Source organism: Roseovarius litorisediminis (genome assembly GCF_900172295.1).
GTDB lineage: Bacteria > Pseudomonadota > Alphaproteobacteria > Rhodobacterales > Rhodobacteraceae > Roseovarius > Roseovarius litorisediminis.
On record NZ_FWFL01000010.1, the window covers coordinates 64,640 to 82,953 of the forward strand.

General features: G+C 55.2%; 20 protein-coding genes and 2 tRNA genes. 6 read left to right on the forward strand and 16 right to left on the reverse strand.

The genetic code is table 11. From position 1 onward, the window contains the following. A complete protein-coding gene (locus tag PEL8287_RS16705; protein WP_085893578.1) occupies positions 1-540 on the forward strand; it encodes a thioredoxin domain-containing protein in 540 nt (179 codons plus the stop codon). A 77-nt stretch (positions 541-617) separates the two neighbouring features. Here the strand turns inward: PEL8287_RS16705 and ispG are convergent, their stop codons facing one another. From ispG to hemA, 3 genes are all read right to left on the reverse strand, one after another. Further along, entirely contained in the window at positions 618-1,748 is a 1,131-nt protein-coding gene (gene ispG, locus PEL8287_RS16710; RefSeq protein WP_085893579.1) for a flavodoxin-dependent (E)-4-hydroxy-3-methylbut-2-enyl-diphosphate synthase, read from the reverse strand. A gap of 78 nt (positions 1,749-1,826) precedes the next feature. After that, positions 1,827-3,044 (reverse strand): helix-turn-helix domain-containing protein, encoded by a 1,218-nt coding sequence (locus PEL8287_RS16715; RefSeq protein ID WP_085893580.1) that lies wholly within the window; start codon positions 3,042-3,044, stop codon positions 1,827-1,829. Positions 3,045-3,156: 112 nt separating this feature from the next. Next, positions 3,157-4,380, reverse strand: coding sequence for a 5-aminolevulinate synthase (hemA, locus tag PEL8287_RS16720; RefSeq protein ID WP_085893659.1), 1,224 nt, complete (start codon positions 4,378-4,380; stop codon positions 3,157-3,159). A 220-nt stretch (positions 4,381-4,600) separates the two neighbouring features. Between hemA and PEL8287_RS16725 the strand changes: the two genes are divergently transcribed. Further along, entirely contained in the window at positions 4,601-5,980 is a 1,380-nt protein-coding gene (locus PEL8287_RS16725) for a M20/M25/M40 family metallo-hydrolase (protein ID WP_085893581.1), read from the forward strand. Between the two features lie 66 nt (positions 5,981-6,046). Continuing rightward, complete coding sequence (locus PEL8287_RS16730; protein ID WP_085893582.1) at positions 6,047-6,928, forward strand: alpha/beta fold hydrolase; 882 nt, start codon at positions 6,047-6,049, stop codon at positions 6,926-6,928. Between the two features lie 8 nt (positions 6,929-6,936). Here the strand turns inward: PEL8287_RS16730 and PEL8287_RS16735 are convergent. The 3 genes from PEL8287_RS16735 to PEL8287_RS16745 form a co-directional block, all read right to left on the reverse strand. Further along, a tRNA-Asp gene (locus tag PEL8287_RS16735) sits at positions 6,937-7,013 on the reverse strand. Between the two features lie 34 nt (positions 7,014-7,047). Continuing rightward, positions 7,048-7,124: transfer RNA gene (locus PEL8287_RS16740), tRNA-Asp, on the reverse strand. A 128-nt stretch (positions 7,125-7,252) separates the two neighbouring features. Then, a complete protein-coding gene (locus PEL8287_RS16745; protein ID WP_085893583.1) occupies positions 7,253-7,483 on the reverse strand; it encodes a hypothetical protein in 231 nt (76 codons plus the stop codon). Between the two features lie 101 nt (positions 7,484-7,584). Between PEL8287_RS16745 and PEL8287_RS16750 the strand changes: the two genes are divergently transcribed. Further along, positions 7,585-8,313 (forward strand): helix-turn-helix domain-containing protein, encoded by a 729-nt coding sequence (locus PEL8287_RS16750; protein ID WP_176228678.1) that lies wholly within the window; start codon positions 7,585-7,587, stop codon positions 8,311-8,313. On the opposite strand, the gene PEL8287_RS16755 is transcribed toward PEL8287_RS16750, so the two are convergent. Further along, positions 8,296-8,862 carry a hypothetical protein gene (locus PEL8287_RS16755; RefSeq protein WP_085893585.1) on the reverse strand — a complete coding sequence of 189 codons (567 nt, stop codon included), beginning with the start codon at positions 8,860-8,862 and terminating at the stop codon, positions 8,296-8,298. The two genes, PEL8287_RS16750 and PEL8287_RS16755, sit on opposite strands and share 18 nt — an antisense overlap. Before the next feature lie 505 nt (positions 8,863-9,367). Here PEL8287_RS16755 and PEL8287_RS20480 point away from each other — a divergent pair. Further along, positions 9,368-9,499 carry a hypothetical protein gene (locus tag PEL8287_RS20480; protein WP_268877836.1) on the forward strand — a complete coding sequence of 44 codons (132 nt, stop codon included), beginning with the start codon at positions 9,368-9,370 and terminating at the stop codon, positions 9,497-9,499. 273 nt (positions 9,500-9,772) lie between these two features. Further along, the gene (locus tag PEL8287_RS16760) at positions 9,773-10,171 is read left to right on the forward strand and encodes a hypothetical protein (RefSeq protein WP_085893586.1); all 399 of its coding nucleotides are present in this window, start codon (positions 9,773-9,775) and stop codon (positions 10,169-10,171) included. Between the two features lie 170 nt (positions 10,172-10,341). On the opposite strand, the gene PEL8287_RS16765 is transcribed toward PEL8287_RS16760, so the two are convergent. The 9 genes from PEL8287_RS16765 to PEL8287_RS16805 form a co-directional block, all read right to left on the reverse strand. Next, positions 10,342-10,857, reverse strand: a complete 516-nt coding sequence (locus PEL8287_RS16765; RefSeq protein WP_085893587.1) for a hypothetical protein — start codon at positions 10,855-10,857, stop codon at positions 10,342-10,344. Positions 10,858-10,992: 135 nt separating this feature from the next. Next, the gene (locus tag PEL8287_RS20565) at positions 10,993-11,391 is read right to left on the reverse strand and encodes a helix-turn-helix domain-containing protein (RefSeq protein ID WP_085893588.1); all 399 of its coding nucleotides are present in this window, start codon (positions 11,389-11,391) and stop codon (positions 10,993-10,995) included. Between the two features lie 287 nt (positions 11,392-11,678). Then, positions 11,679-11,864: a hypothetical protein gene (locus PEL8287_RS16775; protein WP_085893589.1), complete on the reverse strand. Its 186-nt coding sequence runs from the start codon at positions 11,862-11,864 to the stop codon at positions 11,679-11,681. Between the two features lie 227 nt (positions 11,865-12,091). Further along, entirely contained in the window at positions 12,092-12,793 is a 702-nt protein-coding gene (locus tag PEL8287_RS16780; protein WP_085893590.1) for a hypothetical protein, read from the reverse strand. A 62-nt stretch (positions 12,794-12,855) separates the two neighbouring features. Beyond that, a complete protein-coding gene (locus tag PEL8287_RS16785; RefSeq protein ID WP_085893591.1) occupies positions 12,856-13,314 on the reverse strand; it encodes a hypothetical protein in 459 nt (152 codons plus the stop codon). Between the two features lie 319 nt (positions 13,315-13,633). Further along, entirely contained in the window at positions 13,634-15,889 is a 2,256-nt protein-coding gene (locus tag PEL8287_RS16790) for a phage tail tape measure protein (RefSeq protein ID WP_139837838.1), read from the reverse strand. Between the two features lie 117 nt (positions 15,890-16,006). After that, positions 16,007-17,620, reverse strand: a complete 1,614-nt coding sequence (locus tag PEL8287_RS16795; RefSeq protein WP_085893593.1) for a terminase large subunit — start codon at positions 17,618-17,620, stop codon at positions 16,007-16,009. After that, positions 17,617-18,003, reverse strand: a complete 387-nt coding sequence (locus PEL8287_RS16800) for a phage terminase small subunit P27 family (RefSeq protein WP_085893594.1) — start codon at positions 18,001-18,003, stop codon at positions 17,617-17,619. Before PEL8287_RS16800 ends, PEL8287_RS16795 begins: the two co-directional genes overlap by 4 nt. After that, the gene (locus PEL8287_RS16805; protein WP_085893595.1) at positions 18,000-18,314 is read right to left on the reverse strand and encodes a phage head closure protein; all 315 of its coding nucleotides are present in this window, start codon (positions 18,312-18,314) and stop codon (positions 18,000-18,002) included. Before PEL8287_RS16805 ends, PEL8287_RS16800 begins: the two co-directional genes overlap by 4 nt.

The window sequence follows — 18,314 nt, forward strand, 5'->3', positions numbered from 1 at the left end:
ATGCACCTTCTCAAACTGTTCGCGGTCGCGGCATTTTCTACCGGTTTTGCGGCGCAGACCATGGGCCAGACCAGTTTCAGTGCGCTGACGAAGGACGAACGCGCGATTCTCCACGAGCAGATTCGCGCGGTTCTTCTTGCCAATCCAGAACTGGCGGCACCTGCCCTCGGTCTTGACTTGCAATCCAATCCCACACCGGTCGATATTTTTGCCGATGCTGTGGAAAATGACCTGACGCGCATACGCTCTCATGCACAGGCCCTGTTTGATCCGGCCCTGCCCGGCTTTGGCCCAGTCAACGCGCCTCTGACAATTGCGCTGTTCATCCGCGCCAATTGCCCCGACTGCGCCCGCGCCGAAGCCGACTTGCGCCAGCTTGTCCAAACCCATGATCTGCGTGTCACTCTGATCGACTTTGACGCACATTCCGCCCTGGCCCATGCCCTCGAACTGGGCATGGCCCCATCATATGTGCTGCCAGAAATGTTGCTGCGCGGGCATATCCCGCCCATCGTACTGGAACGTTATTTCAAAAACTGAGTGCCCGGTTTTTTCTTGGTCCAAATACCTCTGCCGGAGGCATTTAACCCAAAAAACCGCCAAAGCGCTTGCGATTGTTACTCTGCCGCCTGCGTCTCAGCCAGACCCGCCTCAATCTCGGCGGCGCGTTTCTCGACCTGCTCAACGATGTGCTCAACCATCTGATCGTTGTTCAGCTTATGCGCCTGCTTGCCCGCCAGATACACCATGCCACTGCCCGCGCCGCCGCCGGTAAAACCCACATCGGTCATCAGCGCTTCGCCGGGGCCATTGACCACGCAGCCGATGATACTCAGGCTCATCGGGGTCTTGATATGCTCCAGCCGTTTTTCCAGCGCCTCGACCGTGCGGATCACGTCAAATCCCTGCCGCGCGCAACTGGGGCAGCTTATGATGTTCACCCCGCGGTGACGCAGGCCCAGTGATTTGAGCATCTCATAGCCCACTTTCACCTCTTCCACCGGATCGGCACTAAGCGACACGCGGATCGTGTCGCCGATGCCCATCCACAGCAGGTTGCCCATGCCGATCGCCGACTTGATCGTACCCGACATCAGCCCGCCCGCCTCGGTAATGCCCAGGTGTATCGGCGCATCGGTGGCTTCGGCCAGTTTCTGATAGGCCGCCGCTGCCATAAACACATCCGAGGCCTTCACGCTGATCTTGAACTCGTGAAAATCATTGTCCTGCAGGATGCGCATATGCTCCAGCCCGCTTTCGACCATCGCATCGGGGCACGGCTCGCCGTATTTATCCAGCAGATGCTTTTCCAAAGACCCGGCATTCACCCCGATCCGCATTGAACAGCCATGGTCGCGCGCAGCCGAAATCACCTCGCGCACGCGTTTGGCATCGCCAATGTTGCCCGGGTTGATCCGAAGACAGGCCGCGCCTGCCGCGGCTGCCTCGATCCCGCGTTTATAGTGAAAATGGATATCCGCGACGATCGGAACCGGGCTTTCCCGGACAATCTCTTTCAGGGCCCTGGCGCTGCCCTCATCCGGCACCGAGACGCGCACAATATCGGCGCCAGCCTCGGCCGCAGCGACCACCTGAGCTACGGTTGCGGCCACATCGCGGGTGTCAGTATTGGTCATGGTCTGCACGGTGATCGGCGCACCGCCACCCACCGGCACATTGCCCACCATGATCTGGCGGCTTTCCCGGCGATAGATGTTACGCCACGGGCGGATATGGTTCAGCGACATCGCAGAGGCCCCATTGGTTCAGCAAAGTTCTGATGGTTTAGATAAGGCGCCTGCGCCCTGCCCGCAATCGGCAAGTCGTCACTCCTGCGGGGTTACCTGACCGGCCTGAAGCTCGGCCACATAACGCGACAGATCCTGATCCTGTGTCAGGTCGGCGACACTGTAAGTTTCGGTCAGGCTTTCAGCTGCCAGCGCAAGTCCTGACGTGACCGATCCTTTGGCCCCAGCCGGGCCGTAGTGCTGACCATTGACCGTAAAATAGATCGCACCGGATTCGCCCACACGCAAAGTTGCGGGTTCCTCGGTCACCGGCACATCATAGCTGTCACCGGCATTCAGAATGCCTTCATAGATCACGCTGCCATCAGCGGCGCGTACCCGCACCCAGGCCGGGCGCACAGCAACCAGCTGCACACCGGGTTTTGCAGCGGCAACAACCTGAGGACTGGGAAAGGCATCTTCAACTTCCGCCACAGCGAAAAATCCACTGTCGCGATCTGCCGCAGGCAGACCGGGCTGCATCGTGCCAACCTGCGCGGGGTCCAGCGTCGAAATCGGCCCGTCGCGCGCCACAAGCACTGGTACATCCAGTGCCTCGGGGCGGTACAGCCGCTCTAGCCGGTCATCTTCAGGGGCTCCAAATCCGCCGGTCCCGGCTTCAGCCAACGCAACGCCGCCGACCGCCGCAACGGAACCGCTCAGCGGATCCAGATCAGACAGGACATCGGGGGTGTTTTCAACCGGCGCAAACTGGACACGCTGAACCTCGTTCAGCACACTCCAGCCGCCATAGCCAATCGCGCCAATCAGGGCGACCAGAACCATGGCTGATCCGATAGCGCCCGGCTCGATCTGCGCAAAAAGGCTTTCAGACGCGGGTACAAACGGGGTGTTCGGGGACATCAACGGGTCGCCGCCCTTCGGCTTGCGTTTGATCGGAGCATCAGGCTTGCGGATCGAAGAGGCTTCGGCCGACATACCATGCGCAATCGAAAAACCACTTTCCGCGCAAAACCCCTTGAACGCGCTGTCGGGGTCCATGCTCAGATAACGCGCATAAGACCGCACATAACCCGGAATAAAGCCAGGGGTGTCAAACGCATCCGGATCGCAGTTTTCAATCGCCGCCACATATGCCGCTTTAATTCGCAGCTCGCGCTCTACATCCAGCAGAGATTTTCCAAGGGTCGCACGCTCGCCACGCATAACATCGCCAAGTCGCAACTCAAACGCGTCGAACCCTTTGGGTTCAACCTCTTTGACCCCGATATCGCGCGAAAGTTTGCGCCTTATCATGCGACCTGCCTCTCAGAACGTGCTGCTCAAGCCCGAATGTCCCGATTCGAGCAATATCCCTTTGTTTAGGTCATTCTAGCATATCGCAAGCATTTTTGCACGTGCCACAGGGCTATGCGGACAATTCAGCACGATTCAGCGCACAATGGCTCCAAAGCTCATCCATCGCGTGAACAAGCGCATCCATCTCATCCGGTCCGTGGACTGGAGACGGCGTAAACCGCAGGCGCTCGGTGCCGCGCGGTACGGTGGGAAAGTTGATCGGCTGCACGTAAATGCCAAAGCCTTCAAGCAACATATCGCTCAACTTCTTGGTGTGTACCGGATCCCCTACGATCACTGGCACGATGTGGCTTCCGTGGTCGATCAGCGGCAGCCCCAAACCCTTCAGGCGGGTCTTGAGGATCTTCGCCTGAGTCTGGTGTTTCTCGCGTAATTCGCGGTCTCGTTTCAGATGCACCACGCTGGCGGCTGCCCCCGCCGCGACAGCAGGCGGCAGCGATGTTGTAAAGATGAACCCCGGCGCGTAAGATCTTACGGCATCACACATTTTTGCCGATGCGGCGATATATCCACCCATCACACCATAGGCCTTGGCCAAGGTGCCGTTGATGATGTCCAGACGGTGCATCAGCCGATCACGCTCGGCCACACCAGCCCCGCGCGGGCCGTACATGCCCACTGCGTGAACTTCATCAATATATGTCAGCGCGCCGAACTCGTCCGCCAGATCGCAGATCGCTTCGATCGGGCCAAAATCACCGTCCATCGAATAGACCGATTCAAACACGATCACCTTGGGTGCGTCCGGATCGTCGGCCGCCAGCAACTCGCGCAGATGTTCCACGTCATTGTGACGGAAAATCCGCTTTGCGCCACCGTTGCGGCGCACCCCTTCGATCATCGACGCATGATTCAGCGCATCCGAATACATGATCAGACCTGGGAATAGTTTGGGCAAAGTGCTTAAAGTTGCATCGTTCGCGATATAGGCACTGGTGAACAGCAGCGCTGACTCCTTGCCGTGCAGATCCGCCAGTTCGGCCTCAAGCCGTTTGTGGTAAACTGTCGTGCCGCTGATATTGCGGGTGCCGCCTGATCCGGCGCCGGTGGCATCAATCGCCTCGTGCATCGCCTGCAGAACGGCAGGGTGCTGGCCCATGCCCAGATAGTCGTTGCCACACCAGACGGTGATTGGCTTTTCGGTCCCGTCGGGACGGCGCCAAATGGCGTGAGGGAAATTGCCCTTGCGACGCTCGATATCAATAAAGGTCCGGTAGCGGCCTTCCTGATGCAGACGTTCAATCGCTTCGTCCAGTTTCGCCGTGTAGTCCACTGGCATCCCCTCCTTGGTATTTCTACCCCGCGCGATCAGGGCAGAGGGCGCATTTCACGCCACATATTCAGCTTTGTTAATGGATATAGATCGCGCATCCATTCCGCAACAGGCTACAAAATGCCGCCCCCCGACACTTTGACTTAGGTCAAGCGTCTGGACAGCGCCGCGCGGCCTGCTACCTTCGCTGCGATCTATTCACCCAAAGCGAGGCCCGCACATGTCCCTGGACGCCATTCTGTCACGCATAGACGACCAATTGCCAAACGCCACCGAGCGTTTGCTGGAATTGCTCCGCATTCCGTCCATCTCGACCGATCCCGCCTATTCCGAGCCCTGCCAGCATGCTGCCGACTGGCTGGTGGCCGATCTGCAAAGCATTGGGATCAATGCAGAAAAGCGCATGACACCAGGCCACCCCATGGTTGTCGGTCATGTTGATGGTCCCGGCCCTCACCTGCTGTTCTACGGCCACTACGACGTGCAGCCGGTCGATCCCCTCAGCCTGTGGAAATCCGACCCGTTTGACCCAAAGGTCGAGGACACCGCAGCAGGCAAGGTCATCCGCGGCCGCGGCGCGTCGGACGACAAAGGCCAGCTGATGACCTTTGTCGAGGCCTGCCGCGCTTACAAAGATGTGACCGGCGCCTTGCCCTGCCGCATCACGTTTTTCTTTGAAGGCGAAGAAGAATCAGGCTCGCCCTCGCTCATTCCCTTCATGACGGAAAACGCGGCCGAGCTTTCCGCCGACATCGCCCTGATCTGCGATACCTCTATGGTCTCACCCGGCGTTCCCTCGATTGCGTCGCAGCTGCGCGGCATGCTCAAGGATGAATTCACCCTTCATGGCCCCCGGATTGATCTGCATTCAGGCCATTACGGCGGCCCCGGTTTGAACCCGCTGCGCGAGCTTGCCCGCATCGTCGCCAGTTTCCATGACGATCAGGGCCGCGTTGCTGTCGAAGGCTTTTACGAGGGCGTGCATGAGGTGCCTGACGATCTGCTACGCCAATGGGAAAATAGCGGCTTTGACGAAAAAACCTATCTCAACTCTGTCGGCTACACACAGCCCCACGGTGAACAGGGTTATTCCACACTGGTCCAGCAATGGGCCCGCCCGACGCTTGAGATCAACGGTCTCTGGGGCGGATATCAGGGCGCCGGGTCAAAAACCGTGATTCCGGCCGAGGCACATTGCAAACTGACCTGCCGTCTTGTCGGCGACATGGACCCCGACGCGCTGCGCCACAAGGTACGGGCCCATGTCGAGGCCCGGCTATCCCCCGATGCTCGGGTTGAATGGGACAACAACCTCGAAGGCTCCAAAGCCGCCGTCATGAACACCGCCCGACCGGAATTTGAATTGGCCCGTCAGGCCCTGTCGGACGAATGGAACCGCGACGCGGTGCTGGTGGGCATGGGCGGCTCGATCCCGATCGCAGGGTTTTTCAAGGATATCCTCGGACTGGATTCGATGCTGATCGGATTTGCCAACGAAGACGATGCGATTCACTCCCCCAACGAGAAGTACAATATCGAAAGTTTCCACAAGGGAATGCGAAGCTGGGCTCGAATCCTCGATCGGCTGGCCAGCAGCTGATCGAAAACGGCCTCGAAAATTCGCAGAATTTTCGCCTGACCCGAACACGCCGCGGAAAGGACACGAATGATTATCCCCGGCTTCACTGATCACAGCGCCGCGCTCAATCGCAGCACCGTCGCCTGGTCCGCAGGCGGCGAAGGTCCGCCGCTGCTGATGCTGCACGGCTTCCCCCAGACCCGCGCCCTGTGGGCCCGCATCGCACCCGTTCTGGCGCAGACCCATACGGTGATCTGTCCCGATCTGCGCGGGTATGGGGCCAGCGGCAAACCCCGCGACCTGGCCGGTTACAGCTTTCGTGAAATGGCCCGCGATCAGCTTGCACTAATGGCCCATCTGGGCCACGAAACATTCGATCTTGTCGGCCATGACCGCGGTGCACGGGTGGCGCATCGCCTGACCCTGGACGCCCCCGACCGGGTGAAAACCCTGACCGTGATGGATATCGTCCCAACCCATACCCTGCTGGCAGATCTCAGCAAAGACGTGGCGCAGGCTTATTACCACTGGTTTTTCCTGGCCCAGCCCGAACCCTTCCCCGAAACCCTGATCGGCTACGACCCCGACGCGTTTTACCAGTCCTGCCTTTTGGGCTGGGGCGGTGCGCAACTGGCTGGGTTCGACGCAGACCAGCTGGCCGCCTATCGGGCGGCCTGGCGCGATCCGGATACCATTCGTGGCATGTGCAATGACTACCGTGCTACACTCGGGCACGACTTCAACGATGACGCCGCCGATCTTAACAGGCAGGTCACCTGTCCCACGCTGGTGCTCTATGGAGCTTCTGGGGCCATGGCCAAACATTTCGACGTGCCTGCCACCTGGACGGCGAAATGCTCTGATATGCGGCACCGGACAATTCCCGGGGGACATTTCTTTCCCGATACGAACACCGCAGACACCCTTGCTGCGCTTCGCTCTTTCCTGTCGCAATCCGACAATTTCTAAAGGAAAAGTGGCGCGGTTGACGGGGCTCGAACCCGCGACCCCCGGCGTGACAGGCCGGTACTCTAACCAACTGAGCTACAACCGCGCAAACCCCTGAGGGGGATCATGAAAAGCAGCGGTGGCGCGGTTGACGGGGCTCGAACCCGCGACCCCCGGCGTGACAGGCCGGTACTCTAACCAACTGAGCTACAACCGCTCACTGCTTGCCCGATCCCTCAGGCGTGATGCGCTTCATATGCGTCAGTCAACGCCCCGTCAAGCGCCCGGTCAATGAAATTTCCGCTTTCTTTCTGCTGTCGCAGAGATTGCCACCCCCGCTGACTTTCAGTGCACGCGCCCAACGGCGCCTTGCACCAGTTTCACGCCGCCTACCTGTTCGAATATATCCAGCAGTGCGCAGCGGTCCGCTTCGTTTTCGCAGGCCATGGCCCATTCCAGCATCAGCACGGCTTCGGCCGGGCGCAATGCCTCGGCGCACCTGATGTCCAGCTTGGCGCGGGCCGCAGACAAAACAGCCGCCCGCCTTACCTCAACCGATGTTTTGTTATTCGTCATGCCAAATACACTTTTCCCGCAATGCGTGTCGACATTAATTGACGTTCGCCCCGACTCGTCAATATAAATGACCGAAAATCCTTAATTTAGGACCAGTATTTTTGTCAGATTTCCACGACCGGCTGAGACAATTGATCAAGGCGTCAGACTATGACTACAAGGGCCTGTCCCTGGCCATCGGACAGGGCGAGCGCTATATTTCAAATCTTTTGGCCAACAAAAGTGATCCGGGCTATTCCAGCGTGATCCGGATATGTTCAGCCCTTGGCGTGACCCCGAACCAGCTGTCCGGCCTGAACGATCAGATCAGCCTGGTGGGGCAAGACATCGACACCAATATCGTCTCGGCCCATGCCGAGCGCATCCTGACATCGGTCACGCGTGAGGCACATCGCAAACTGTCGCAACGCGGCACCAAACCGCTGCTGGATGACGTACTGACATGGTGGCACCAGCACAACGGGCTGCTGTCGAATTTCGAAACCCTTTCCGAACATGTCGACCTGTATCGCGCCCCCGAACCCGATGCCCGCCTGCCCGACCCCTACCTGATCGGCACGCAAAGCCTGGCAGCCGTGTCTTTCGGCATAAAAACCGCGGATCACCTGCGCCACCTTTTCACAACCTTCGACAAGGACCTCAGTCAAAGCGTGACGATGGCACATGTGCAAACCAACAAGGGCCAGCCGCTGCTGTCCATCGAAGAGATAGACGTCAACCTGCCCGGTCACAGTTTCCCGCTGCGTTTTGTCTACAAGCGCCTGCTGCTGCCCGTCCGGGACTCGGGGGGAAACCGATACGTTCTGAACTATTCACAGGCTCTCGAGTGATCCTGCATAGTAATGCATCATATGCTCCAGATGCTGCGAAGACAGCGCCACCAGCCATTCGGAATCCCCGCGCCCGGCGGGCATCGGCTTGGCCCATTTCGCCACACCGGGCAACTGCATCGAAAACCCATAGTTGGTTGCAAATCCGCGCTTGACGTCGCGGTCACGCATCATCGCATAAACCCAGTCCACCTGCCATTTGCTGGCAATACAGCTGTGCAGCAACATCATGAAATACCGCAGCTTTTGCAGGGATCCGCGCCTGCCGGGATGAACGAACAGTTCCCCGATATAGGCCATGCGCCCATGAAATCCGGGCGGCAGGGCTCTCGTAAACTCCAGCAGGGTTTCACCGCTGCCATGCGGATAGTGCCGCCGCATCGTGCGGATCATGTAATCGGGCATTGAATCGCGGCCGATCGTGTCAAACCGCGTGGCCACCGCAGCGACATAATTGCCGTCTTCTTTCATAAACAGCCAGAAACCGCTTTCTTCGGTGAAATCGTTGAAGTGCCCCGATAGTTTCGCGGTCAGCCCCCCTTTTCCCATCTCCTCGGTCAGGTGTTCTGCGCGCAGAAAATCGGTAACAACTTCAATATCGCAGCCTTTTTACGCCAGGGCGTTGAGACATTCTCCGCCCACCTTAATCAAATCCAGTGAATTCCCCATAGACCCGTTCCGCTCCCCAGCCGGACATTTTTTTACAACCAGTAGTAATTGACCCTTGATGGATACAGGCTTACCCGAGAACTGTTCCACAGGGAAGAGCGCGACCTAAAACAGCCCATTTTCCCAATGGAAATATACTGTTGCGCAAAATGATATAAACACTTTCAGCACGGATTTTGGCCTAAAGTCATCGACACATTTTCTCCCAATAGATGCATTTCGGATGTGGCCTGTCAAAATCAGCCACCCGGCATTCGGGGTATCGCAGGCAAGATCCATCCGTTTTGACGTGACGCGGTATTTTGGCGCACCTAGCGCCCTTCGCAATTGCCGCAACCCTGTTGCGCTCTAGTTGCCCGATCATGTCAGAAGCAGGAGGAAAGACATGTTCAAAGGTTTCATTACATCAATGGTCATCATCACCAGCTTTCTTTTGGTGCTGCCTGCAGTGATGGTCTGGTCAGTAAGTGGGAAAGACTGGTTCGAAAAGCTGCAACAGCTGACGCCGTTGTTGTAGCATGACGATGCCACTCCCGGACCGTTACTCCGGTTCCGGGAGTGGTCGGTAAGCATCCCAAAGCAGGCATTCAAAACCGTTGTGCAAAAGGCCGCACGGCCCAATGCTGCGGGTGTCGGCCTTGAACCAGAGTAAAATGCTGCCAATAGCCCCATCTGCGACAAAGTTTTGTCGGGCTTTTATGAGATTGGCCTCTGTAAAAAGCCTCAAATTGAAACAGCACATCAAGACAAACCAAGGATTCTTCTGAGATGGGGATTTTGGGCTGTTATAATGGGCGCTCTCGCGCTGTGTCTTGTCTTCATTCAGATGGTTGGCCCATCTTTTGAAGCCAAGCCGTCTGCGGGCTCTCAAATCGGCGAGATTGCCGGAGAAATAAAACGTGCTGCATGGCGATCGTTTCTTGGCTTGCCCAAACCAGAACCAGAATCCGCACCCGTTAATTTGTGGAACTATATTGCAATGGCCGCGCCGATTATGGGCGTGATTGCCGTTGTGCTTTCACTGATATCCGGTGTTCTGCGCGAGAACTGGCGCTATCCGGTATACGGCACAAGCTTCGGCGTGGCTGCGATTGTCTTCCACTACTTTTGGTGGGTTGCGTTACTGATCGCCGGGGTCGTGATACTGGTCACGATAATTGAAAACCTCGGTGATATTTTCAGTTTCTAAAAAACCAGAACAGCCATCAGACAGAAAATCCGGCACGACAGTTCACAAGAGGATGGTGGTGGGTGATGAGAGACTCGAACCCCTACCTAATCCAATTATTTCAATAGGTTAATGTGTACTTTGTAACCGTGTAACCGACCTTAAAATGAACCATAGCCGTCAGGCCAGTTTTAGATGTTTAGACTCGAAACCGCCTGTGTCACAGATGCGATACCAAAAAAGAAAGAACCCAAAGCTGAAATGGCTAGCAATATGGCAATAACATGAAGAGCACATCGCACGCGGATAAGTCTTGCCTGCTCTTTATCCGGCTCAATGTAAGGGTGCTCCCAAGTGAAATTAACTGAATTGGTGATATCGCTATCTAACATGTTCACCAGATAGGCTAACAGGGCGGTTAAAGCCGCAAAGCCTACCCCTAGCGCGAACCAACGTATGGGTGCGACAAGTGCATCAGATTTCACCGCATTACCTACGTCTCCAGCCTCAAGCGCACCAAGGAAGGCCAAGAGCGCAATGACAGCGCCACCGTTTATGAGGATCAGGGACCGTATAGCCAAATTCGCCGATTCAATTGCCGCCCTTGAGAAATCAGCGCTGGTTTGCCGGTTTAGATCGTGAGCACGCTTGGCGTGCTCCATATTCAATTCGTGTTGGTGTTTTTCTTGGCTATTTTGATCTTGCATGCCTACCTCTTCATCCAGTCGCCACTGCGCTAAATTGATTACTCTCGCTTAAAGCGTGCATGTAAGCTGGTGGCGCCCCTCGTTTATATCCCGTCACAGATTTTTGGAGCATAACTCAGCGGTTCTCATGCGATCCTAACGTTTAACCTTCGATGATTGCGAGGTTCTCAGTGCTTTCGCAAAGTTGATAACACGTTCTCTCTCGGTATCCGGCAAGTCACCCATAACTCCGAGCAACTCTGCCATCTGAAAGAAAACCTTCTGGCCTTTCGTAGTCGAACTCTGCTCATCCGTTCGTGGCAGTAGTTCGATTGGAGACACATCTAAGGCATCAGAAATTTTCTCTAAGTGATCGCAGTTCCAACGTCTTTTACCTGTCTCCAGATCGGATAGGTACCCTTGGCCAAGACGAGCTTTGTCGGCCAGCGCCTTTATCGTTAAGCCTTGCGACTCTCGGATTTCTCTTATTCGAATGGGGAGCAAAACTTTACCACCTGAACTGTAAGTTAGACTTAACCTTAACAATTCGACCAAAAAGGGCCAGCGTTTCCACCGGCCCTCTCAAGGTCAACCTAATACGCAATCTCACACAGCCTCTCGTTAGCCGGGTGATCCACTCTGACTTACACGCAAACGGTGATCCTGCGCGGAGTCTGGCCAAGAGAGCAATCCCAGATATGTTACATAATTACCGCACATATGGCGTGACGTTCAACATCAAAACGCGCCGCTTTCTTTAAGGGCTATAGCGGCGCGCTCTTCGTCCTGAACAAGATCTGGAAATTCGCTATCGTTGTGGTGAAGGTGCAACACCAGCAGGGCTATGCCGCCTCAGCATCATCCCGAACAAACTCAGGCCAGATATTCCCGATCTCACCCAAGGCGATAACAACTTCGGTTTCGGGGTCGGTGCCGTGTTTCTCAAACCGTTCTGCGACCATCTTGGACAGTTTAGATTTCAGGGCGCGATAAACGTGATCCGGCAAATAGATTGAAGTGTCTGACATCCGTGCAAGTGTCCTAAATTGAGTTTCGATATTGTGAGACTCGCACAGATGGAATCCAGATATCAAGCGGAAAGTAAACGTAAGGTATTGTTTTGTAAGTAAATAAGTCCTGACTTAACTCACCACCCCAGAAGTTGACTTACTTTTTTGATCTCAAAAGTTTCCGGAGTGGTGATTAGGAGTTACCCTAGTAGGTAATGTTATAGTATAACAAAATTGTTAAATGTTCAAGCTTGTTTCAAAACTAGCCTCTCACGCAATCCGTTCTCTATCTGATCATCAGACCAGCCAGCTTTCTTTTTTGATCTCTTCCATTCGCGATTTCTGCCTAACGCCCTCTTATGCTCTTTGCGCTCCTCCTCAGACATACCTTGAAGAATTGTGTTAGGTTCGCTGCGTTTGGTACGCCGCGCGGTGTTATAGCCGTCGCGGCCCTCGCCAGAGCGCCAACCATCTATGAGGTGGAATTTCCGAAAGCGATCATTTAGGCCGCGCTCTTTTTCGATATCCCAAGCGGCATTCGCCGCCTTTAAATCAGCCGCAACCCGGGGGGCGTCATTTGGGTTTGCCTTTTCAAGCTGTGCCTCTAACGCTCTTACCCGAGCAAAGCACTTGTCATAGCGGCTTACCATGGTTGGGGCTTCATAAATTCTATCTACAGGTTCTTCGTCGGGATCATAAGCGCATGTGTAGAATTTCGCCGTGATCATATCGGCGGGGCTTTCACAATCGAGATCATCCAGCGCCGACATAGCGATTTCAAACTGCTCGATATCGCGCAGCCTAAACTCTTCAATACGGCTACCAACGTCAAAATCGACTGCATCTTTCGGGGGTATCGGATCACCATTGAAAAAACATTCAAGGCGGCTATCAAATTCTGGGTTTTCATGTGGCAGTTCGTCGTCAGATTTGCTATACTTGATCATGTTTAGATCAACCTCCTTATGGTGGTTTCGGACCAGCGTTGGCGCGCTGGTCTTTTTCTATTTCAGGCTTCCACCTTGGCTACCCCAGCCTCCAATATCTCCGCAAAATCTTCGGCCAAATCGGTTGTGAAATTTTTCTCAGGTGCATTCGCCGGAATAGCGACCTTGATTGCGTTACCCTTGCGCCAGATTGCGAAACTACCCGTGTGTGAGTTGGGATCGGTCAGGTGTACTAACTTTTCACCTGCGTGTTTACCGGTCAGATATTCGCGGATTGTCTGTGCGATCTTGGCGGCGCTATCAAAACTAAAACCCGTGATTGGAGAATTGGGGAAGCGGATTGCTAGGCCATCCGAAAGAGCGCTCACCTGAACACTGGGAATATTATGTGTCACATCGGTGTGTGCGTACAGCGCGCGAAAGAGCTTGCCTACAGCAGCATTCATTGAAACGCCCTCTTGTTTCGCAAAGCCGCGTAACTGTGCCACGCGATCTTCCGCCAGCTTGATTTGAACGTTCATAGTTTCTCCTAATTTTAACTGTTGTATTAATGTAACATGCACCATATTAAACCGCAAGACCTTAGCGGCAATAAAATTTCAAAACCTTTGTGGGTGAAGGCTTTAAGCGTTCTTGGGGTGCCGGGGAGAGTTTCATCGCCGGAAGGTATATTGGGTAAGTAATAGTGACCTAAACCTGACGTTTTTGCACGTCTTTAAACTCTTTTTAAGAGTTTTATAATTTCTTAAGAATATACTTAAGACGTGCAAAAACGTCAGGTTTAGGTAAGTGTTATTGACTCAATATCCTTCCGGATGTGAGACATACTCGGCTCCGACACTAACCACGCCCGTTATTCAACATATTACCCGGACGTGTCTGTTTTCTGATCTCATCCACCACAACACCCCGCATAGTGCCTTCCATACTTTTCGAGATACGCTTAGCGAGATCGTTATTCTGTTCTGGAGTCCCGGCATTTCCACTAATAGTTATCGGCGCGTTAATCGTAATCGGCTGGTCACTTCCCCGCACAGACTCAGAGCGCCCCGCTGAGGCCGCCTTAAGGGTCGGTGGGCCACCTACTAACCCGCCGTCCGAAAAGCCCCTCAGCGCGCCTTTATGCAGTGCTTCGAGATTGCCGACACCAATACGCTGTGTTGCCTCTTTCGACACAACAAATTCGCCTTTGTGAACAACCCCGGCAGGTTCGAATTTGCCACCCTGCCCAGTAAATCCACCAGCAGCGAAACCGCCGCCGATCACACTGAAAATCTTTCCAAGAAACCCACCCGAATTCTGGGCTGTTTCCAGCAAGCGTTTCTTTAGTGACAACTTCACAATTTCGATAATCAATTTTGCGACGGCTTCTTTTGCCGAAAACGCGCCGGTTGCCATTCCTTCGAAAGCCGATGCAACGGATTCTGCACCACGCCGGGACGCGGCCTGCACTTCTGCGATTTTGTCTGCGGCAATTTCGGCGGCTTGACCGGCTTTAGAATATTCTGTCGCAAGCTGATCAATCTGGGCGCGCAATTCTGGCGTATCTGCTACACCTGAGCGCTGCGCGGCGGCAAGCAACTCAGCTTTGGTCCGGGCAAAATCGATTGCATCACCATGTTGGATTTGTGCGTTTGTAACCCCAGCCAGTGCCTGTGCTTCGAGACGCAGGGCAGCGGTTTCCGCTGCGATACTTTCAAGTTCACGTTCAAAGTCACTCTGAGTTCTACTACCCCCACCATCTCCGGTTGGCACGTCTGGGTTTCCAAAGGATGCGTCTACGCCCGGTAGTCTGGGGCGCAGGCTGGTTTTGACCGCCTGCGGGGTTGTGATTGTGCCACCGCTGGCATTTGCCGGGTTGGCCCCACTACCGCGAAGGTCCCTAGGCCCATCGGTGCTGCCGTCTGGGCTCGCACCCGGCAAGGCACCGCGTAGTTCACGGGCTTTGTTAGCGGCATTACCCAGAGCGGTAACAAGCCGCCCAATTCCGGTAATCACCACGCCGAAGTCGGCTTTATCAATCGCGTTAATCTGGCCCAAGGCGGTTTGTGCAGTATCGGCGGCTTCGCTCATACGCTTTTCAAATGTGTCGGCGCTAATTGTGCCGTCCTGCATCTGGCCCGATAAATCGCTCATTTCTTCCGATACCTGGGCTAGTGTATTTGCTAGGTCGTTATAGCCATGACCGCGCAATAAGTTGCTGGCATTTAATAGGCTGCCACTCTGGATACGAGCCTGATCGGCAAGGCGTTCATACTGCGTTACAAGCTGTTCGATTTCAGCCTTGTGCGCTTTCACAGCTTCGCTATCTTTTTCCAGCGCATTGGCCACGTCATCGCCCAGCAATCCGCGCGCCTGATTAGAAGACTGGAATAAATCGTCAATATCGGTGCGTAGCGTGACAATCTTGTGGCCTGCGTCCGCGAGTTCAACAGCCAGCTTCTTTCCGAAACCAGAAACGCGCGTTTGGAGGGCTGCGAAACGCCGGTCCAGCTCATCGGCTTTTGCGATAAGTTCACTATCCAGCACCGCCCCAGTGTCATGTGCTGCTTGGATTGTCGTGCGTAAAGCGGCCTCGCCACGTCCGACAAGTTCAACAAAACGTTCGCCAGCACTGCCCCCGAAAATCTCATCCGAGATACGAATGCGCGAGGAAGTGTCGAAATCTTCCAAACGCCCCATAATCTCAAGTAGCAATTCCGATGGGTTTTTCAGCTTTTCTTTCAATTCGTCTGCACCAAAGCCCAAACGAGCGAATGCCTCAGCACCCGGTCCTTTGCCAGTGACAAAAAATTCATCGGCGCGAATGTTCAGTTCCTTCAGGCCGTCGATCATCTGGTCAATGCCGATACGGTTTTGCTCTGCAACGAATTTCCATTCTTGAAATTCCTTTAGGGGAACACCGGCGCGCTTAGCCTCGTCGCCGATCTGCGCAACCCCTTTGGCGACGAGGCTAAGCGCCTTAAGACCACCCACCGTTGCCAGACCACCTAGCGCCGGTAAGGTCAGTTTCTTGAAACTGGATGCGATGCCATTTGTGGCTTTACCATAGCTGTTACGCATCCGCTCAGCACTCTGACGGGCGCGGCGTTCCATGGTAGTGCTGGACCGCTTTTGGACTGCGTTCGCGCGCTTCAGGCCTTTTTCAAGCTTGTCGATCCGGGCTTCTACATCGACCACAAGGCCGGGAAGTGTGACGTTCATTTTGTTACCTCAAAAAGTGAAAATCTCGGCGAAGACGCCGGAATATTGTGATTTGTTTGTTTCGCCTGCACAGGCACGGGAAACGGCCATCGCGGATGCAATTGCGCCGTCTATGCGGTCTGTCTTTTTGCTTTTGTGCATTCTGGTCAGACCGGTTGTTTGGTTCCGTGACGCAACCACGCTGTCAAAGTGTTGGCGCAGGGCTGCATGACCAGAATGCCTGATCAGTTCGCCATTGACGGTGCGCTCAAGATCACCGGCGGCTACACCCATGTTTAGTGGGGTCTGCCGGAATTCTACAGTGGGCAATCCGTCATCATAAAGGCGTTGCATGGTGGCGCGCGCCAAATGCGGATCGAAGGCGATCTCTTCCACATCATAGGTCGCGCAAAGTTCGCGGATCGTGTCTTCAACCATTGTCGGATCAATGATGGGGCCGGGAATGACATTGATCAGCCCTTCGTCGCGCCATACCTCATATGGCAGTCCGTCACGATCTGAGCGGCCTTTCAGGTCTTCACCGGGTACGAAAAACCAAGGGTAAATTGTGATCTGGCCATCATCATGCCGCCAAGCCGCGACAATAGCGGTAAGGTCGCCACTGATCGACATATCAACGCCAAGGTAACATGGCAGGCCTTCCATTTCGGCAAGATTAAGATCAAAGGTGCGATGGTCATAGGTTGCCATGTCAAATAGCGGATCACGGCTGTTCGCCTGCCATACATTCAGATTGAATTGAAGGAACGCATGCCGATCAGCAGGCCGGTGTTCGGCCTCTTTCGCTAGGGCGCGCATACCTTGAAGGCTGGGAAATCCATGCGGCAAACCGGGATTGACGCGGTGCCACACGTCTTCGTCCTGCCAGTCTTCGTCCGAGTCAGCTGCGAACAAGATAGGCAGATAAGCCGGGTTCGAGATCTCGCCCAAGGCCACCCGCCGCGCATATTCATATTGTTCGGCGGCCAAGGTCTCTGCACCACGTCCGGCAGTGGTGGCAATCACGGTCAGGCTGTCATCCACCTTTGCAGCGCCGGAACGCAGCGCCTCCCAAAGGTCGCGGCCTTTCCAGATGTGGATTTCATCAATCAGCGTAAATGTTGGTGTCAGGCCATGCGCTGCACCGCCGTCGCTGGAAATGGCGCGCAACGTCACCTTGGCGGGATTGAAAACGATCTGCTTGGCGGAATTGAAGGCGTCGTAGATACGGGTCGCGGCAATCAGGCGTTTGTCTTCTCGAATGACATTTGCCGCCTCACGAAAGCCAATACCGGCTTGCTCACGATCTGCGGCCGCAAAGATCACCTGTCCAGCCGGCACATGTTCTGGGCCGATGGTGTGTAACAAGGCCAGCGCAGCCGCCAAACTGGTTTTACGGTTTCCACGCGGCACCAATAAAAAGACGTTTTGAACAATCCTGCGTCCGTTTGTATGGCGTGGCCCATAGATGCGCCGAACGATACGTTCCTGAAAAGGCGCAAGCTGGAATGCCCTACGCGGTGCATCACTGTTGGGGTGGCGCAGGCGGCGCAGAAATTGAACAGCACGTTCGCCATAGCCCATCGGGTCAGGGATGGGGCTATCGTCATAAATCCAGTCGGGGTAGGCACTGGCATTTGTCATACGGATAGTGGGTTGTCGCCGTCATCATCATCCGGGGTAGCACTGCCAATCCGGGCGCGGCTGGTTGGGGTCAGACCATATTCGGCGGCAAGCTGGCGCGCTGTCTGTGCGGCCCGGTTCAACACACCGAACATAGGCACATTAATCGCACCACCGGCACGTTCCTCTTCGATCTGGCGAACAAGACCAATACAAGTGCAATAGTTTTCCACCCCTGCCAGATCGGCCTTGGTGATGATCCGCCGCGCGATAAGCTGGGGCATGATCCGTTTCCATTCGGCCTTGGCTTGGAGTGCCAAGTGTTTTGGCACAGGCGGTGCTTTGGTCAGGGCTTCAATGTCAGAGGTAAGGGGCGGCTTCACACCGCGCGAATGAATACTCATGTGCTTTTCACCACGCGCAACTCAAGTGTGCGCCGCCTTCCAATTTCTGCGATCTCTTTCAGGTCATAGGCCGCGCCTTCAAAGGTCACGCGATCAGCCGTGGTGATCCCTTCCAGATAGCGGATGCGAAAGACCACCGTGCCGTTCTCAGCTTCGCCAAGCCCGGTCAGGAATTCGTTTGCGGTCTGTTGCACCATTTCGGCCCGGACAGTGTTAACGGTTGCCCATGTGTTCGATACAGCGCCGCTTGCGGTTACTGTTTCAGTCTGGCGTTCAATGGTGATCTGCCGATCAAGTTTGCCTGCCTGCAT

Coding starts and splice junctions, on each gene's coding strand:
- PEL8287_RS16705 (WP_085893578.1), top strand. CDS start 1: ATGCACCTTCTCAAACTGTTCGCGGTCGCGGCATTTTCTACCGGTTTT.
- ispG (WP_085893579.1), bottom strand. CDS start 1,748: ATGTCGCTGAACCATATCCGCCCGTGGCGTAACATCTATCGCCGGGAA.
- PEL8287_RS16715 (WP_085893580.1), bottom strand. CDS start 3,044: ATGATAAGGCGCAAACTTTCGCGCGATATCGGGGTCAAAGAGGTTGAA.
- PEL8287_RS16725 (WP_085893581.1), top strand. CDS start 4,601: ATGTCCCTGGACGCCATTCTGTCACGCATAGACGACCAATTGCCAAAC.
- PEL8287_RS16730 (WP_085893582.1), top strand. CDS start 6,047: ATGATTATCCCCGGCTTCACTGATCACAGCGCCGCGCTCAATCGCAGC.
- PEL8287_RS16745 (WP_085893583.1), bottom strand. CDS start 7,483: ATGACGAATAACAAAACATCGGTTGAGGTAAGGCGGGCGGCTGTTTTG.
- PEL8287_RS16755 (WP_085893585.1), bottom strand. CDS start 8,862: ATGGGAAAAGGGGGGCTGACCGCGAAACTATCGGGGCACTTCAACGAT.
- PEL8287_RS20480 (WP_268877836.1), top strand. CDS start 9,368: ATGTTCAAAGGTTTCATTACATCAATGGTCATCATCACCAGCTTTCTT.
- PEL8287_RS16760 (WP_085893586.1), top strand. CDS start 9,773: ATGGGCGCTCTCGCGCTGTGTCTTGTCTTCATTCAGATGGTTGGCCCA.
- PEL8287_RS16765 (WP_085893587.1), bottom strand. CDS start 10,857: ATGCAAGATCAAAATAGCCAAGAAAAACACCAACACGAATTGAATATG.
- PEL8287_RS16775 (WP_085893589.1), bottom strand. CDS start 11,864: ATGTCAGACACTTCAATCTATTTGCCGGATCACGTTTATCGCGCCCTG.
- PEL8287_RS16780 (WP_085893590.1), bottom strand. CDS start 12,793: ATGATCAAGTATAGCAAATCTGACGACGAACTGCCACATGAAAACCCA.
- PEL8287_RS16785 (WP_085893591.1), bottom strand. CDS start 13,314: ATGAACGTTCAAATCAAGCTGGCGGAAGATCGCGTGGCACAGTTACGC.
- PEL8287_RS16790 (WP_139837838.1), bottom strand. CDS start 15,889: ATGGAACGCCGCGCCCGTCAGAGTGCTGAGCGGATGCGTAACAGCTAT.
- PEL8287_RS16795 (WP_085893593.1), bottom strand. CDS start 17,620: ATGACAAATGCCAGTGCCTACCCCGACTGGATTTATGACGATAGCCCC.
- PEL8287_RS16800 (WP_085893594.1), bottom strand. CDS start 18,003: ATGAGTATTCATTCGCGCGGTGTGAAGCCGCCCCTTACCTCTGACATT.
- PEL8287_RS16805 (WP_085893595.1), bottom strand. CDS start 18,314: ATGCAGGCAGGCAAACTTGATCGGCAGATCACCATTGAACGCCAGACT.